This window comes from Herbiconiux sp. UC225_62, assembly GCF_042694625.1.
In the GTDB taxonomy this organism is placed as follows: domain Bacteria; phylum Actinomycetota; class Actinomycetes; order Actinomycetales; family Microbacteriaceae; genus Herbiconiux.
On record NZ_CP170551.1, the window covers coordinates 1,284,800 to 1,300,330 of the forward strand.

Sequence of the window (15,531 nt, forward strand, 5' to 3'; positions counted from 1 at the left end):
GCACCGACAATGAAGTCACCCCGAAAGGCCGTCGCGATCGCCGCGGTCGGCATCGCCTCGGTCGGTCTGCTGAGCGCCTGCTCGGCCGACGCCGGCAGCTCCGACGACGGCAAGGTCCACATCTCCGTCGCCTCCCTCATCCCGGGCACCGAGCAGGCGGCGTTCGACGCCTTCGACGCCCGGGTCGCCGAGTTCGAGAAGCTCAACCCCAACATCGACGTCGAACCCGTCGAGTACGAGTGGAAGGCCACCACCTTCACGGCGCAGCTCGCCGGCGGCACGCTGCCCGACGTGTTCCGCATCCCGCTCACCGACGGCCGCACCCTCATCGCCAACGGCCAGCTGGCCGACCTCACCGCGCAGGTCGAGGCGCTGCCCTACTTCGACCAGTTCAACCCGAGCGTGCTCGAGACGGCGCAGGACGACCAGGGCAACATCTACGGCATTCCCCGAGAGGCATATGCCATCGGCCTGCACTACAACCGCCAGCTCTTCGAGCAGGCCGGCCTCGACCCCGACGACCCGCCCACCACCTGGGACGAGGTGCGCGAAGACGCCAAGGCCATCGCCGAGAAGACCGGTCAGGCGGGCTACATGCAGATGACGCAGAGCAACACGGGCGGCTGGCAGACCACCGCCGCCACGGTCTCGCGCGGCGGCCGCATGGAGGAGGGCGAGGGCGACACCACCACCGTCACCATCGACAACGACGCCACGAAGGAGGCGCTGGAGTTCCTCAAGGAGCTGCGTTGGACCGACAACTCCATGGGCTCGAACTTCCTCTACGACTGGGGCACCATCAACCAGGCCTTCGCGGCCGGCCAGATCGGCATGTACACCAGCGGCTCGGACATCTTCACGAGCCTCACCCGCGAGAACAACCTCGATCCGGCGATCTACGGCCTCGCCGCCATCCCGATCACCGACTCGCCCGAGGCGGCCATCATGGGCGGCGGAACGCTGAACGTGGTGAGCGCGAAGGCGACCGACGAGCAGAAGGACGCGGCCGTGAAGTGGATCGACTTCTACGACGTGTCGAAGCTGGTCGACCAGGATGCCGCCGTCGCCGACGCGAAGATCCTCGCCGACCAGGACCAGGCGGTCGGCACCCCGGCCCTGCCGATCTTCGACCAGGCGACGCTCGACCAGTCGCGCGAGTGGATCAAGGACTACATCAACGTTCCCCAGGACCAGGTGTCGTTCTTCGCCGAGGGCAATCAGGGCCGCACTCTGGTGGGTGAACCGGCCGTGAAGACGCAGGAGCTCTACGCCGCCCTCGACACCGTGGTGCAGGCCGTGCTCACCGACCAGAACGCCGACATCGACGCACTGCTCGCCCAGGCGAACTCCGACGTGCAGGCCCTGGTCGACGCCGGCTGATGTCGACCCTCCAACGCCCCGTCCGCACCCCGAGACGCACCCCCGTCTCGTGGGTGCGGCGGGGCGGCCTCTCGACCCTGCTGTTCATGCTGCCGCTGCTCGTGATCTTCGGCGTCTTCTCCTGGAAGCCGATCGTCGAAGCGGTGGTGATGAGCCTGCAGAAGACCAACCTGGTGAGCCCGGCCACCTTCATCGGGCTCGACAACTACGTGAAGGTGCTCTCCGATCCACAGCTCGGCCAGGCGGCGCTGAACACCCTGTACTTCGCGGCCCTCGCGCTGCTCTTCGGCTACCCGGTACCGCTCGTGGTGGCGGTGCTGATGAGCGAGGTGAACCGGATGCGCGGCCTCTACAGTGCACTCGCCTACCTCCCCGTCGTGGTGCCGCCGGTCGTCGCCGTGCTGCTCTGGAAGGTGTTCTACAACGCCGACCCGAACGGGCCGTTCAACACCGTGCTGTCATGGGTGGGCATCCCGCCCCAACCCTGGCTGCAGAGCGCCGCGACCGCGATGCCGTCGCTCGTGCTCGAAGCCACGTGGGCTGCGGCCGGTGGCACCATTATCATCTACCTCGCCGCGCTCACGAGCGTGAGCCCTGATCTCTACGACGCCGCCGAGATCGACGGCGCGGGCATCTGGAAGAAGGTCTGGCACGTCACCCTGCCGCAGCTGCGCGGGGTGCTGCTCATCACCTTCATCCTGCAGATCATCGGCACGGCGCAGGTCTTTCTCGAACCGTTCCTGTTCACCAACGGCGGGCCCGCGAACTCGACGTCGACCATCCTGCTGCTGATCTACCGCTACGCCTTCCAGAACTCGCTCGGCGGCAACTACGGTGCCGCCACGGCGCTCAGCGTGATGCTCGCCGTTTTCCTCGCGATCTTCTCGCTCATCTACTTCCGGCTCACCAAGTCTTGGAGCTCAGAATGACCTCGACCACCGAAACGCCGGCACCCCCGTTCGTGCCCCTGGAGGCCACGGTCCTGAACGAGCCGTCCGGTGCCGACGGAGGGCGGGGCGGGCGGCGCCGTGACCGTCGACGTGCCAAGAAGGCCGGGGCGGATGCCGGCAACGACCGCGGCATCATCTCGATCTCCGACCGCCGGCGCCCGTCGATCCGCCGCACCACGCGCACGATCCACGGCATCCTGCTCGCCCTGCTGGTGATCGCGGGGCTCGGGCCTCTGCTCTGGCTGCTGAAGGCCGCGGTCACGCCCACGCAGGACACGCTGCGCACCCCGATGGCGATCTTCCCGAACGGCATCGACTGGCAGAACCTCGTGACGGCGTGGACCACGATCCACATCGACGTGCAATTCATGAACACGGTGATCGTGGCGGCCGGGGCCTGGGCGGTGCAGCTGCTCGTGGCGGCGACCGGCGGGTACGCGCTCAGCGTGCTGCAGCCCAAGTACGGCAAGGTCGTCTACGGGCTCGTGCTCGCGACGCTCTTCGTGCCGGCCGTGGTGCTGCTCGTGCCGCTCTATCTCACGATCCTGCATCCGCCGCTGATCGGCACGTCGCTGCTCAACACCTTCTGGGCGGTGTGGTTGCCGGCCGGGGCATCCGCCTTCAATGTCGTGCTCGTGAAGCGCTTCTTCGACAACCTGCCGCGCGAGATCTTCGAGGCGGCGCGGATGGACGGCGCGGGCCCGTTCCGGCTGTTCTGGTCGATCGTGCTGCCGATGTCGCGACCCATCATCGGCGTGGTGTCGGTGTTCGCGATCATCGCCGCCTGGAAGGACTACCTCTGGCCGATGCTCGTACTCACCGTGCCGGCCATCCAGCCGCTCTCGGTGCGGCTGCCGGCTCTGCAGCAGACCATCGAGCTCGACGTCTACCTGGCGGCGCTCGCCATCTCGACGCTCATCCCGATCGTGCTGTTCGTCGTGTTCCAGCGCCTGTTCCTCCGCAGCGCGGGCCTCGGCGGCGCCATCAAGGGCTGACGCCCACGGCCGTCAGCGCAGCTGCGTCGCGCTGAACTGCAGCCGCGGGTGGGCGAAGAACTCCTGCGATTCCACCAGGCGAAGCTCCCGCTCGCCCGAGGCGAGAGTGGCGTCGATGAGGTCGAACACGCTCGAGGCGGTGCGCTCGAGCGCGGTCGCGGCGCTCCCGGTCTCGAGGTAGTGGGCGGTGAACAGGGCGGCGGTGACGTCGCCCGACCCGTTCGCCTTGATCGGCAGGAGCGGCGTGCGCACCGACCACGCGCCGGTGTCGTCGACGGCGATCATGCCGATCGTGCCGGGCTCGGCGGCCGGGTCCTCCACGCTCGTGACGAGCACGGTGCGGGGGCCGGATGCGCGCACCAGGTCGACCGACGCGAGCGCCTCCTCGAGGGTGCCGGGTTCGGTGCCGGTGAGGAAGCCCAGCTCGAACTGGTTGGGCGTGATGATGTCGGCGACCGGCACCACCCGTTCGCGCAGCAGCACCGGGATCTCGGGAGCGACGAAGCAGCCCGACTTCGCGTTGCCCATCACCGGGTCACAGGAGTAGACCGCGTTCGGGTTCGCCGCCTTCACCCGCGCGACGGCGTCGATGATGACGTCGCCGATGCCGACGCTGCCCTGATAGCCCGAGAGCACGGCGTCGATCTGGCTGAACGCGCCGCGCTCCTCGACGCCGGTGATCACGTCGGCGACGTCACCCGGCGGGATGAGGGGACCGCGCCAGGCGCCGTAGCCGGTGTGGTTGGAGAAGTTCACCGTGTAGATGGGGAGAACCTCGACGCCGATACGCTGCAGGGGGAACACGGCCGCCGAGTTGCCGACGTGCCCGAACGCGACCGCGGACTGGATGGAGAGGATCTTCACCCCTCTACTCTCGCAGGTCTGCGTGGGTGCCCGCCTTCACACCGTCATCCGGCGCAGTGTTTCACGGACGCCCTCAGCACGGACGAGCGCCCAGGTAGCCACGACGGGGCCGGTGAACGCGGGGTCGACGGTGAGCTCGCCGAAGAACGCGGTCGAGCGGACGACCTGTTCGAGCTCGGCGGTGGCGGCGGCCGGGGCCGCGGCACGGCTGCGCTCGAGGTGCGCGGCGAGCACGGTCGCGGAGGCGTTGATGGGCCGGCCGGCGGCGAGGAGGTCGCGCACCACGGGTAGGAGGAAGGTGGCGAGCCGGTTCTCGGCATCCATTGCGAGGCGCTCGACCGTGTCGCGCACGCCCGGATTCGAGTACCGCTCGAGCAGGGTCTCGCAGTAGGCGGCCAGGTCGACCCCCGGCACGGGCGGCAGCGTCGGCAGCGCCTCAGCGAAGTAAGCGCGCAGCAGCGCGACCACGTCGGGGTCGGCCATCGCCTCGTCGACGAGCATGTGCCCGAGCAACGACGACGGATGCGCGAGCGCCTGGTGCGAGGCGTTCAAGAGCCGTAGCTTCATCGTCTCGTAGGGCGCCACCTCCGCGGCGAACTGGGCGCCGACGCGCTCGAACGGCGGCCGGCCGAGCGCGAAGCGGTCTTCGATCACCCACTGGGCGAACGGCTCGGCGACGACCGGCCAGGCGTCGTCGACGCCGAAGACCTCGCGCACGAGCATCCGGTCATCGTCGGTAGTGATGGGGGTGATGCGGTCGACCATGGTGTTCGGAAAGACGACCTCGTCCGCGATCCACTCGGCGAGCGCGGGGTCGACGGCCCGCGCGAAGGCGACGAGGCTGGTGCGTGCCACCTGGCCGTTGCTCTGCACGTTGTCGCAGCTCAGCACCGTGAACGGCCGGATGCCCCTGGCGCGCCGTTCCCGCAACCCTGCGACGAGGAAGCCGAAGACCGACAGCGGTGCTTCGCCGAGCGGCAGACCGCGCAGGTCGGCGAGCACCCCCTCCGACGTCGGCTCGAAGAGACCCGTCGCCGGATCGATCTCGTAGCCGCCCTCGGTGATGGTGAGCGACACGATGCGGATGCGCGGGTCGGCCAGGCGCTCGATCACGGACGCCGGGTCGTCGGGCGCGTGCAGGTGCTCCACGACCGATCCGATGGCGTGCGCCTCGAGCTGACCGTCGGCGTGCTTCAGCACCTGGGTGTAGCGGCAGTCCTGCGCGAGCATGACCTCGTGCATCCGTTGGTCCTGCGGCAGCACGTTGACGCCGACGATGCCCCAGTCGAGGGCGAGCCCCTCGTTCATCAGCGCGTTGAGGTAGGCGGCCTGGTGGGCGCGGTGGAACGCGCCGAAGCCGAAGTGCAGGATGCCCGGGGTCACCGCCGCCCGGTCGAACCGGAGCGGGGCCACCGGGAGCCGGCCTGGCGAAACGGTTGCGGGAGTCGAGACCGTCACGAGATCGCCTCCGCGCGCGCCGCGGTGCGGAGCAGCTGCAGTGCGTCGAGGGCCCGGTCGAGCGCCCGCCGGGCGGCGGGCACGCGCGCGGCCTGGTCGATCCATCCGTGGATGAGCGCCGGCTCGGGCAGCGACACGGTCGCCACCCGGTCGGCGACCAGCCGCGCGGCGTACTCGTCGCCCTCGTCGCGGAGCGGATCGAACCCCGCCGTGGTCACCACCGCCGGTGCGACCCCGGCGAGCGAGTCGGCCGCGCCGGGCGAGCACCGCCAGTCCTCGGCATCGCGGCTGCCCGCAGCGTAACTCGCCCAGTAGTACCGCATCGCGTCGGCGGTGAGTAGGTACCCGTCGCCGAACCGGGCGTGCGACGCGGCGCGCATCGACGGGTCGAGCGCCGGGTAGAAGAGCAGCTGCGCGTCGAGTCGCAGCCCTGAGTCGCGTGCCGCGAGCGCCACGGCCGCCGCCAGGTTGCCCCCGGCGCTGTCGCCCGCGACCGCGAGCCAGCCCGCTCCGCGCTCCCGCTCGGCACGCAGCACCGCAAGGCAGTCGTCGAACGCGGCGGGGAACGGATGCTCAGGCGCCAACCGGTAGTCCACCGCGACGACCCGCACGCGCATCCGTTCGGCGATCGCCCGGGCCGACGGCTCGGCCGAGGCCAGATCGCCGAGCACCCAGCCACCTCCGTGGAAGAACACGACGGTGTCGCCGCCACCGGCCTCGCCCCCCGGAGTCCAGGAGCGGATGGGGATGCGGATGCCCGCCGCCTCAACCACACCGTCGTCGACCCGCCCCGCGAAGGGCTCCGCCGGGTGCTCCGGCGCCAGCAGGGCGAGCAGCTCGCCGAAACTCGTGCGGAGCTCGTCGGCGCGGGTGCCGGGACCCACCGGCGGGGCCGCGGCGTTGAGCGCGGGCAACAGGCGCGCGACGTCGGGGTCGAGTCCGGCGGGTGCGCTGGTCGGCGCAGGCGTGGCGAGTGCTGCGGTGGTCGGGTCAGCCATGGGAGCTGCTTCCTTTCTGCACGCCCGGCCGGGCGTGGGGTCGAAGGCGGTGGTGGCGGTCAGCGGCGCTTGTAGAGCTGCTGACGGCGCAGGTAATCCACGGCGACGGCGCAGACGAGGATGGCACCCACCACGATGTTGTTGTACTGCGGCGGGATCGACGCCACGATGAGCGCGTTGTCGATCAGCGAGAGCAGCACGGCGCCGACCGCGACGCCGGTGATGTTGCCGAGGCCGCCGAGGAGGCTCACCCCACCGATCAGCACCGCGGTCACCACCACGAGGGTCGTTGCCGAGCCGCCGGCCTCCACCTGGCCCGCGCCGACGCGGGCGGAGTAGAGCAGCCCCGCGATGCCGCCGGTCACGGCCGCGATCATGTACAGCGCGAGGTCGAGCCGTTTGATGCGCAGTCCGTTGCCGACCGCAGCCTGCCGGTTGCCGCCGAGCGCCCGCACGTTGACGCCGAAGCGGGTGTGTTCGAGCACGAACCAGGCGACAACCCCCACCAGCACCGCGATCCAGATCACGTTCGGGATGCCGATGAAGTACCCCTGGCCCAGGCGCACGAACTCGGTCGGCAGCGGCAGCACGTCGAGTCCGCCGGTGATGAGCGCGTTGATGCCGAGCACCATGAAGAAGGTGCCGAGCGTCGCGATGATCGGCGGCACGTGCCAATAGGTGATGATGAGGTGGTTCAGCACTCCGACGAGTGCCGCCACGAGGAGCGCTGCCAGGATGGCGACGGGCACCCAGACGCCGAGCTTCATCAGCGACGTGCCGGTGAGCGCGCTCAAAGTGAACACCGCGCCGACCGAGAAGTCGAGGCCGCCTCCGATGATGAGGAGGGCGGCTCCGCACCCCATCACGAAGTAGATCACCGAACTGCGCAGGATCTCGGTGAGGTTGTCGGGCGAGATGAACGCCGGGTTGGCGATGGTCGCCGCGATCACGATCACGGCGACGACCCCGAGCAGCGACGCCTCCTGCCGCAGCAGCACGGAGGCGATGCGACGGGTCGAGCGGCCGGCGGGCGGCGTGTCGGGGGCGTCGGGTCCGGTCGTGCCGGCCCCGGATGCGCCGGTCGGCCCGGCCGGGTTCGCGATGCGGCCGGTGACGGTGATGCGGGTCATGGGGTGACCTCCTCGGGGGCGTTGCGGAGCGCATGGGTTGCGGCGTCACGGGTCGCCTCGCGGGGTATGGCGCCCGTGATCATGCCGACGATCTCGTCGCGGGTCGTGTCGGCCACCACTCGGGTGCCGACGCTGTTGCCGAGCCGGAGCACCGTGATGCGGTCGGCGTGCGTGAACACGAAGTCGAGGTCGTGGCTGATGCAGATCACGGCCTTGCCCGCGGCACGAAGCTCGTCGATCATCCGGCCGACGTGCGCGGTCTCCTGCACGCCGAGCGCCGCGGTGGGTTCGTCGAGCAGCATGATCGGTTTGTCCATCCGCACCGCGCGGGCGATCGCGACGACCTGGCGCTGGCCGCCCGAGAGCAGGCCCACCGGCGTCTTCACGTCGCCCACCCGCACGTTGAGGTCCGCCAGCACCTTGGCGGCCTCCCGGTCCATGCGGCGGCGGTCGAGCACGAGGCCGAAGCGCTTCGGCAGGTTGCCGAGCGCCATGTTGGTGGCGATGTCGAGGCACTCCACCAGCGCGAGATCCTGGTAGACCACCGCGATGCCCTTGTCGAGCGCCTCGTTGGCGCCGTGCACCGCATCCATCCCCTCGCCGTCGACGAAGATCTCGCCGCCGTCGCTCTTGTGGATGCCCGTCACGATCTTGATGGTGGTCGACTTGCCGGCGCCGTTGTCGCCGACGATGGCGTGCACCTCGCCGCGGTAGGCGGCGAAGTGCACGTCTTCGAGGGCGGCGACGGAGCCGAACGACTTGCGGATGCCGCGCAGTTCGAGCGCCGGGACGGCCGCGGGAGCGGTCGGGGTCGCGGAGCCGGCCATCAGGCCCAGCCCTGCTCGATCAGCTCGGCGTAATCGTCCTTCGTGGCCATCTTCGTGCCCACGGTGATGAGCTTCGCAGGTCCCCCCGCGGCCTCTCCGCTCTCGATGCGGTCGACGGTCTCGTCGAGGGCATCCTTACCGGCCTGGCAGAGGGCCTGCAGCAGGAACCGGTACTCCGCGCCGCTCTCGATCGCCTCCTTGCCGCCGTTGTCGGGGCCGTTGCCGATGAAGGAGACTTTGCCTGTCAGCCCCTTCGCCTCGATCGCCGAGACGGCTCCCTGGGTGACGGTGCCCATGTTGGTGGCGATCACGTTCACCTCGGGGTGCGCGGTGAGCAGGGCGTTGGTCTGCGCGAGCGCCTTCGCCGAGTCGTCGCCGGTGTAGACCTCGCCGACGATCTCGATGTCGTCAGTGTCGGCCACCGCGGCCTTCACGCCGTCCATGAACGACTTGCCGATGCCGGTGTCGCCAGGGGCGATCAGGCCGAGCTTCTTGTCGCCCGGGAGCTTCTCGACCTCGGCGACGTAGATGGCGCCGAGCTCGGTCCAGTCGATGCCCACGTTGATGTCGGCGCCGCTGCCGTCGGCCCCGTCGCCGTACATCGTGGTGGTGATGACGCCGGCATCCCGGGCCTGGTCGAGCAGCGGGCCGAAGGCGTCGCTGGCCGGGAGGGTGATGATGCCGCTCTTCTTATTGGCGATCGCACCCTGGATCTGCTCGATCATCGTCGTCGGGTCCATGGCCTGGCCGGTCGGGCCGGTCTCGGAGAAGTCGACCCCGCGGGTCTTGGCCTCGTCGGCCATGCAGTCGCCGATGAGCCGCCAGGCGGGGTAGTTGGGCAGCGGATTGACGAATTGGATGCTCGTCGCGCCGGCCGCGCCACCGTCGGCGGCGCCGGACGCGGACGTCGTCGTCCCCGGTCCGTCGCTGCAGCCGGTGAGCGCCAGGGCGACGGCGGCGGTGCCGGCGAGGGCCATCGGGAGAAATCGTGATCGCATGGTGGTGTGCCTTTCGTGGGGTGGGTCGGGTGCTGCGGTTTGGGTCATGGGTATGGGTCTGGTCGCGTGCGCGGAGTCGGCTGGTCAGACGCGCTCGACGTGGGGGCCGAGCGCGGCGAATCGTTGGGCCTGCCGCAGCGGCAGGGCCTCCTCGGTGATGAGGAGTTCGAAATCCTGCACCCGCGCGAAGGTGCAGAAGCTCGTGACACCGAACTTGGTGTGGATGCCGATGAACACGCGCCGCCGCGAGACCTCGACGGCCGTGCGCTTCACCTCGGCGACCGCAGGATCGGGGGTGGTGAGGCCGTGCTCAACGGTGATTCCGTTCGCGCCGAGGATGGCGAGGTCGAGGTTCAGTTGTGCAAGCATCCCGGTGGCCCAGTGATCGACGGTGGCGAGGGTGCGGCTGCGCACCCTCCCGCCGAGCACGAGCACCGAATGGTGGGGTGCCTTGCCGATGGCGATCGCGTTGGCGAGCGACGCCGTCACGACCGTGAGCGGATGCGTGAGCTCGGCGATCGCCTCGGCGATGAGCATGGGCGTGTAGCCCTCGTCGAGGAAGATCGTCTGCGCGTCGCCGATGGCCTCGACGGCGGCTGCCGCGATGCGGCGCTTCTCGGCCAGCCGGGTCTGCGCGCGGTGGTCGAGGGCGGTCTCGAAACTGCCGCTCTCCACCGGGACGGCGGCACCGTGCACGCGTTGCAGCAGGTGGCGGTCTTCGAGCAGGCGCAGGTCGCGCCGCACGGTCTCGACGGCCACGCTCAGGTCGCTCGCGATGTCCTGCACCTCGCGACGGCCGCCGGAGCGCACCAGGTCCAGGATGCGCTTGCGACGCTCCTCGCCCGATCGGGCCATGGCCCCCACCTCCTCGTCGAGTCGGGTACGCCGCACTGTGCGGTCATGGTGACCATCATGCGGGCATTTTTTGCCCGCGAACCACCCGTTTCGCGCTTTTTGTCGCCCGATGCATGCCCGTTACGGGTGGCCGTGAGCCGCATCGGCGGGCTCGACGGTCGACGAGACGGCCTGGTTGGCGGGTGATCGCCTCCTCGGTCGGGTTCTGCCCCTCGGTGTACATGGGTGCGCCCCGGTGTTTCCTGGATGCACCGGATGCCATGGCGCGATCCCGCGAGGGCACCACAGAGTCGGCGGGGCTCCGCCGGTACAGCTGACTCCCGCGCTAAGCCGGGAGCACGAGCACGCCGTCGATGCGGCGCGGGATGCCGGGGACCGGCGGCTCGTCGCGGAGTTCCACGGGGAGCGCCGCCTGCGGGGCGTTCTGCCAGGCGAGCGGGCGGAGGAAGCGGCGCACCGCGGTGACACCCACCGAGGTGTGCTGCGAGTTCGTCGAAGGCCACGATCCGCCGTGGTGCTGTGCCCAGGTGACGCGCACCCCGGTCGGGTACCCGTTGAACACGATGCGGCCGGCGCTCGCCTCGAGGGTCGACGCGAGCTCGGCCACGACGTCGGCCTCGTCGTCCTCCACGTGCAGGGTCGCGGTGAGCGACTTCGGGATGCGCCCGAACGCCTCGCGCACCTCGTCGAGCGACGAGTAGCGCGCCACCACGATCAGCGGGCCGAAGCACTCCTCCGCCAGCTCCGACGAGAAGTCGGCAGCGGTGGTCTCGAGCAGGGTCGGGGGCACGGTGAAGCCCTCGGGAGCATCGCCTCCAGGGGCGTCGACCGTCGGCTCCGCGTCGCCGCGCGCCACTTCGGCCGCCCCCGCCGCGAGCAGACGCTCCTCGATCTCCCCGAACGACGAGCGGATGCGCGCGTTCAGCAACACCTGCGGCGTCGCATCCGAGGTCAGCGCCGCGATCTCGTCGACGAGCGCCTGGCCCTCGTCGCCGGCCGGGATGAACGCGATGCCCGGTTTCGTGCAGAGCTGGCCCGCCGATCCGGTGAACGAGGTGAACAGGCCTGAGGCGATGGCGGGTCCGCGCGCCGCCACGGCTCCGGGGGTGATCACGAGCGGGTTGATGCTGGAGAGCTCACCGAAGAACGGGATCGGATCGGGCCGCGTGTTGATCGCCGCCTGAAGCGACTCCGCGGCGAACAACGATCCGGTGAAGCTGGCCGCCTGGATGGCCGGATGCTTCACCAGGGCTAGCCCCGCCTCCTGGCCGAACACGATGCCGAAGGTGCCGCGCGGCGCACCCACCGCCTCCGCCGCCGCCTGCAGCACCTCGAACGAGAGCTGCGACGTCAGCAGGTGCGAACCGTGCGCCTTGATCACCACCGACGAGCCGGCCGCGATGGCCGACGCCGTGTCGCCACCCAGCACCGAGAAGGCGAACGGGAAGTTGCTCGAGCCGAACACCGCGACCGGACCGATCGAGACGAGCATGCGCCGCACATCCGGCGCCGGCCCGAGCGGCGTGTCGCCGGCGTGGTCGATCATGGCCTCGACGAACGAGCCCTCGCGCACCGCCTCCGCGAAGAGCGAGAACTGGAAGGCACTGCGCGACACCTCCCCGTTCAGGCGCGCGGTACCGAGGCCGGTCTCGGAGTCGGCCGTGGCGACGAGCCGCTCCCGCGCGTCCTCGACCGCGGCCGCCATCGCGTCGAGCAGCTGGGCCCGGAACTCGCGCCCGCGCGCCTGCAGTTCGAGGGCCGCGCCGGCCGCCCGGCGGGCCGCGACGTCGACGCCGTCGGGGGTCGTCGGCTCCAGCGACGTGGCAGCGCTAACACCGGTACGGGGATTCGTGGTGGTCAACATGTCTGTTCCTTCAGGGTGGGGAGGGTGGGGGCTACGCGCTGTCGCGGGCGACGACGGAGAAGCCGAGATCGATCTCGGAGGTCTCGACCGGGCGATGTGTCATGCGGGCGAGCAGCAGCTCTCCCGCGACCGTACCGATCTGTCGGTTGGGCACGGCGACGGTGGTCAGGGTCGGCACCAGGTGCCGACCGATCTCGAAGTCGCCGAAGCCGGTGATGGCGATGTCGCCGGGCACCCGGATGCCGCGGCGCGCGCACTCGAGAACGGCTCCGGCCGCGAACACGTCGCTCGCGAACATCAGCACATCGGTCTCGGGGTGCGTGCGGAGCGTCTCGTCGAGCAGCCGCCGCCCGGTCTCGTAGTCGACCGTGGAGGTGCCCGAGTCGACCACGCGCACCGGCTCGTCGGGGTAGAGCTCGCGCACCCGCTCCTCGAAACTGGCCCGGCGGGCGAGGGCACGGAAGTCGCCGGTCTGGAACGAGCCCGCGAACGCCGGATGCCGGTACCCGCGCTCGTGCACGAACTCGACCAGCGCGATGATCGCGTCGCGGTTCGAGAAACCGACGACGCTGTCGATCGGGTCGTCGGTGAGATCCCAGGCCTCGACCACGGGCACCTTCGACTCGCGCAGCAGGTGGGTCGTGTTCGGTGAGTGGTTCGTGCCCACGATGAAGATGCCGTCGGGCCGCCGACCCAGAAGTGCCCGCACGAGCTCCTCCTCGTGGGCGGGGCGGTAATCGGTCGAGCCGATGAAGAGTTGGTAGCCGACGGGCGAGAGCACTGCTTCGAGCCCGTGCAGGGCATCGGCGAACACCGAGGCCGACACGGCCGGGATGACGGCCGCGACGGTCATGCTGCGGTTCGACGCGAGGTTCGACGCGGCGAGGTTGGGGACATATCCCGTTTCGGCTATGGACGTGCGCACCCGCTCGAGAGTGAACTCCGAGACCAGCTCGGGTGAGCGGATGGCGCGCGAGACGGTCTGCGGCGAGACCCTCGCGTGCAACGCGACATCCGTCAGCGTGACCGTGTTCGTGGAGCGGCGCGTCTGCCGCGGTCCCGCGGGCGTCGGCCCGTCGAGCTCGGCTTCCGCGCGCTCGAGGGCGAGCGTGTCGCCCTCGACGGTCACAGCAGCTGCCGGCTCGCGAGGTTCTTCATCAGCGAGCCGATCCCGAACTCCCACGGTTCGCACCTCTCACTCTCCTCGACCTGATTGACCAGACTACCCAGTTCGGACGAGGAGATCCGCACCACGTCACCGGCCTTGTGGGTGAAGCCGCGATCGACCACATCGCGGTCGACGATCGGCGCGAACATGGTGCCGAGCATGAGCACCGCGCCGTCCGGATACTGATGCTGCGGCCCCGTGAGCTGACCCACGAGGTCCACCGGATCGCGGCTGATCTGCGCCATCTCGGAGCTGCCGTCGAGGTGGAATCCGTCGGCGCCGTCGATCTCGAGGGTCACGCGCATCCCTCGCACCGCGTCGATGTCGAAGCCGTCGTCGAACAGCCGCAGGAAGGGGCCGAGGGCGCAGGAGGCGTTGTTGTCCTTCGCCTTGGGCAGCAGCAGCGCCGACCGGCCCTCCACGTCACGAAGGTTCACGTCGTTCCCCAGTGTGGCGCCCACGATGCGACCCGACGAGTCGATCACGAGCGCCACCTCGGGCTCGGGGTTGTTCCAGAGCGAGGTGGACAGCACGCCCACCTGGGCCGCCGTGCCGACCGCCGCGAGGGTGGGGGCCTTGGTGAAGATCTCGGCGTCGGGGCCGATCCCGACCTCGAGGTACTGGCTCCAGATGCCTTCGCCGACGAGGTACTCCTTCAGTGCGATCGCCTCGTCGGAACCGGGCCGGATCTCGTGCAGGTCGGCGCCGATCTGCGCGAGGATGCTCTCCCGCATCCGGGCGGCTGCCTCGACGTCCCCGCGCACGCGCTCCTCGATCACGCGCTCGATCATCGAGACCGCGAAGGTGACACCGGCGGCCTTGAGGGTCTGCAGGTCGACGGGCGCGAGGAGCCAGGGGCGCGTCGGGTCGCGATTCTCCGGGGCGGTGTTCGCGTAGATCTCCTCGAAGCTGCCGAGGCGGGCACCGGTGAGCGCGGCCTCGCGTGCGGCCGCGGCGGGCGACGGCGCTTCGGCCAGATCGCTCACGGTGGCGAAGGAGCCGCTCAGGTCGAAGACGCCGTCGTCGCGCACCAGCACGGGCGAGGGTCCGCCGGCCGCCTGGTCCCACACCCGCGCGACGAGTGTCCCCGCGTACCCGTCCTCAGGCAGGGCACGCGCCGCGTCGCCCGCCCAGCTCTCTGTGCTCGTCGCGTTCATCCGGTCTCCTTCTCGTACATCTCAACTATTTGCCCCGAAACGCCCTCTTCGGGCGATTTTGGGGCGGGTAGGGGCAACAACTTCGGGTGGGTCAGCGGCGGTGGAAAGTGGCGGGGCGCTTCTCGGCGAAGGCGGCGCGGCCCTCGGCGGCGTCCTCCGTGGCGAAGGTGACCGTCTGGAGGTCGCGCTCGTAGGCGATGGCCTGGTCCTGCGGGAGGTTGAAGGCGGCGCGGAGGTTCGCCTTCGCGGTCTCGGCGGCGATCGGGGGGCGCGAGGCGATCACCCGCGCGAGTTCCGTCGCGCGGGCGAGCAGCGCATCCGGTTCGGCGAGCTCGGAGACGAGTCCCCAGGCGAGGGCCTGCTGCGCGTCGACGGGATCGCCGGTCATGAGCATCAGCGCCGCGTTCGACGCCCCGATCGAGTGGGCGAGGAAGGTGCTCATCCCTCCGCCGCCGATCCAGCCCAGCTTGATCTCGGGCGCTGCGAACGACGCGGTCGTGGAGGCGATCCGGATGTCGCAGGTCATCGCCGTCTCGAGGCCGCCGCCGAAGGCGTAGCCGTTGACCGCGGCGATCACGGGCTTCCGGAGCAGCCGGAGCGCGTCGCAGTAGTCGGCGCGGTTGCGGAAGTCCCAGGGTGTCGCGTACTTGTCGAGCTGCCGGATGTCGGAACCGGCGCAGAAGGCCCGCTCGCCGGCTCCGGTCAGCACCACGGCGCGCACGTCGTCGCTGTCGTTCGCCCACTCGGCGGCCGCGACGAGCGCATCCGACATCTCCTGGGTGACCGAGTTGAGCTTCTGCGGCCGGTTGAGCGTGATCGTCGCGACGAAGTCGCCGACCTCGAGGAGGATCTCGGGGGTGCCGAGATGGGGAGGTGAGGAAGCCATG

At 70.2% G+C, this 15,531-nt stretch carries 15 protein-coding genes; 4 read left to right on the forward strand and 11 right to left on the reverse strand.

Annotated elements, in window-relative coordinates:
• Positions 1-9 precede the first annotated feature (9 nt).
• From ACFJGU_RS06155 to ACFJGU_RS06165, 3 genes are read left to right on the forward strand one after another with little or no spacing between them, the layout of a single operon-like run.
• Positions 10-1,380 (forward strand): ABC transporter substrate-binding protein, encoded by a 1,371-nt coding sequence (locus ACFJGU_RS06155; RefSeq protein ID WP_382308587.1) that lies wholly within the window; start codon positions 10-12, stop codon positions 1,378-1,380.
• On the forward strand, positions 1,380-2,309 hold the full coding sequence (locus ACFJGU_RS06160) for a carbohydrate ABC transporter permease (RefSeq protein ID WP_382308589.1): 930 nt from the start codon (positions 1,380-1,382) through the stop codon (positions 2,307-2,309). The genes ACFJGU_RS06155 and ACFJGU_RS06160 overlap by 1 nt, the downstream gene beginning before the upstream one ends.
• Positions 2,306-3,325 carry a carbohydrate ABC transporter permease gene (locus ACFJGU_RS06165; RefSeq protein ID WP_382308591.1) on the forward strand — a complete coding sequence of 340 codons (1,020 nt, stop codon included), beginning with the start codon at positions 2,306-2,308 and terminating at the stop codon, positions 3,323-3,325. The genes ACFJGU_RS06160 and ACFJGU_RS06165 overlap by 4 nt, the downstream gene beginning before the upstream one ends.
• 12 nt (positions 3,326-3,337) lie before the next feature.
• On the opposite strand, the gene pdxY is transcribed toward ACFJGU_RS06165, so the two are convergent.
• The 7 genes from pdxY to ACFJGU_RS06200 form a co-directional block, all read right to left on the reverse strand.
• The gene (gene pdxY / locus ACFJGU_RS06170; RefSeq protein WP_382308593.1) at positions 3,338-4,189 is read right to left on the reverse strand and encodes a pyridoxal kinase PdxY; all 852 of its coding nucleotides are present in this window, start codon (positions 4,187-4,189) and stop codon (positions 3,338-3,340) included.
• 36 nt (positions 4,190-4,225) lie between these two features.
• A complete protein-coding gene (locus ACFJGU_RS06175; protein ID WP_382308595.1) occupies positions 4,226-5,647 on the reverse strand; it encodes a mannitol dehydrogenase family protein in 1,422 nt (473 codons plus the stop codon).
• The gene (locus ACFJGU_RS06180) at positions 5,644-6,645 is read right to left on the reverse strand and encodes an alpha/beta hydrolase (RefSeq protein ID WP_382308597.1); all 1,002 of its coding nucleotides are present in this window, start codon (positions 6,643-6,645) and stop codon (positions 5,644-5,646) included. Before ACFJGU_RS06180 ends, ACFJGU_RS06175 begins: the two co-directional genes overlap by 4 nt.
• A 59-nt stretch (positions 6,646-6,704) precedes the next feature.
• Positions 6,705-7,775: an ABC transporter permease gene (locus tag ACFJGU_RS06185; protein ID WP_382308599.1), complete on the reverse strand. Its 1,071-nt coding sequence runs from the start codon at positions 7,773-7,775 to the stop codon at positions 6,705-6,707.
• Positions 7,772-8,602: an ATP-binding cassette domain-containing protein gene (locus ACFJGU_RS06190; protein ID WP_382308601.1), complete on the reverse strand. Its 831-nt coding sequence runs from the start codon at positions 8,600-8,602 to the stop codon at positions 7,772-7,774. The genes ACFJGU_RS06185 and ACFJGU_RS06190 overlap by 4 nt, the downstream gene beginning before the upstream one ends.
• Positions 8,602-9,600 carry a sugar ABC transporter substrate-binding protein gene (locus ACFJGU_RS06195; RefSeq protein ID WP_382308603.1) on the reverse strand — a complete coding sequence of 333 codons (999 nt, stop codon included), beginning with the start codon at positions 9,598-9,600 and terminating at the stop codon, positions 8,602-8,604. The genes ACFJGU_RS06190 and ACFJGU_RS06195 overlap by 1 nt, the downstream gene beginning before the upstream one ends.
• Positions 9,601-9,684: 84 nt before the next feature.
• A complete protein-coding gene (locus tag ACFJGU_RS06200; protein ID WP_382308605.1) occupies positions 9,685-10,455 on the reverse strand; it encodes a DeoR/GlpR family DNA-binding transcription regulator in 771 nt (256 codons plus the stop codon).
• Between the two features lie 45 nt (positions 10,456-10,500).
• On the opposite strand from ACFJGU_RS06200, the gene ACFJGU_RS06205 reads away from it, so the two are divergent.
• A complete protein-coding gene (locus tag ACFJGU_RS06205) occupies positions 10,501-10,641 on the forward strand; it encodes a hypothetical protein (protein WP_382308607.1) in 141 nt (46 codons plus the stop codon).
• A 139-nt stretch (positions 10,642-10,780) separates the two neighbouring features.
• Here ACFJGU_RS06205 and ACFJGU_RS06210 read toward each other — a convergent pair whose 3' ends face one another.
• The 4 genes from ACFJGU_RS06210 to ACFJGU_RS06225 all read right to left on the reverse strand — a co-directional run bounded on the left by ACFJGU_RS06210 (position 10,781) and on the right by ACFJGU_RS06225 (position 15,530).
• Positions 10,781-12,319, reverse strand: a complete 1,539-nt coding sequence (locus ACFJGU_RS06210) for an aldehyde dehydrogenase (NADP(+)) (RefSeq protein WP_382308609.1) — start codon at positions 12,317-12,319, stop codon at positions 10,781-10,783.
• Between the two features lie 31 nt (positions 12,320-12,350).
• Positions 12,351-13,448 carry a LacI family DNA-binding transcriptional regulator gene (locus tag ACFJGU_RS06215; protein ID WP_382308611.1) on the reverse strand — a complete coding sequence of 366 codons (1,098 nt, stop codon included), beginning with the start codon at positions 13,446-13,448 and terminating at the stop codon, positions 12,351-12,353.
• Positions 13,445-14,644, reverse strand: coding sequence for a fumarylacetoacetate hydrolase family protein (locus ACFJGU_RS06220; RefSeq protein ID WP_382308613.1), 1,200 nt, complete (start codon positions 14,642-14,644; stop codon positions 13,445-13,447). Before ACFJGU_RS06220 ends, ACFJGU_RS06215 begins: the two co-directional genes overlap by 4 nt.
• Positions 14,645-14,735: 91 nt before the next feature.
• A complete protein-coding gene (locus ACFJGU_RS06225; protein ID WP_382308615.1) occupies positions 14,736-15,530 on the reverse strand; it encodes an enoyl-CoA hydratase/isomerase family protein in 795 nt (264 codons plus the stop codon).
• Position 15,531 lies beyond the last annotated feature (1 nt).

What these genes read in the sequence shown, in the direction of transcription:
- ACFJGU_RS06185 (WP_382308599.1), bottom strand. Translation starts at nt 7,775, where the DNA reads ATGACCCGCATCACCGTCACCGGCCGCATCGCGAACCCGGCCGGGCCG.
- ACFJGU_RS06160 (WP_382308589.1), top strand. Translation starts at nt 1,380, where the DNA reads ATGTCGACCCTCCAACGCCCCGTCCGCACCCCGAGACGCACCCCCGTC.
- ACFJGU_RS06205 (WP_382308607.1), top strand. Translation starts at nt 10,501, where the DNA reads ATGGTGACCATCATGCGGGCATTTTTTGCCCGCGAACCACCCGTTTCG.
- ACFJGU_RS06195 (WP_382308603.1), bottom strand. Translation starts at nt 9,600, where the DNA reads ATGCGATCACGATTTCTCCCGATGGCCCTCGCCGGCACCGCCGCCGTC.
- ACFJGU_RS06210 (WP_382308609.1), bottom strand. Translation starts at nt 12,319, where the DNA reads ATGTTGACCACCACGAATCCCCGTACCGGTGTTAGCGCTGCCACGTCG.
- ACFJGU_RS06220 (WP_382308613.1), bottom strand. Translation starts at nt 14,644, where the DNA reads ATGAACGCGACGAGCACAGAGAGCTGGGCGGGCGACGCGGCGCGTGCC.
- ACFJGU_RS06190 (WP_382308601.1), bottom strand. Translation starts at nt 8,602, where the DNA reads ATGGCCGGCTCCGCGACCCCGACCGCTCCCGCGGCCGTCCCGGCGCTC.
- ACFJGU_RS06180 (WP_382308597.1), bottom strand. Translation starts at nt 6,645, where the DNA reads ATGGCTGACCCGACCACCGCAGCACTCGCCACGCCTGCGCCGACCAGC.
- ACFJGU_RS06155 (WP_382308587.1), top strand. Translation starts at nt 10, where the DNA reads ATGAAGTCACCCCGAAAGGCCGTCGCGATCGCCGCGGTCGGCATCGCC.
- ACFJGU_RS06165 (WP_382308591.1), top strand. Translation starts at nt 2,306, where the DNA reads ATGACCTCGACCACCGAAACGCCGGCACCCCCGTTCGTGCCCCTGGAG.
- ACFJGU_RS06200 (WP_382308605.1), bottom strand. Translation starts at nt 10,455, where the DNA reads ATGGCCCGATCGGGCGAGGAGCGTCGCAAGCGCATCCTGGACCTGGTG.
- ACFJGU_RS06225 (WP_382308615.1), bottom strand. Translation starts at nt 15,530, where the DNA reads ATGGCTTCCTCACCTCCCCATCTCGGCACCCCCGAGATCCTCCTCGAG.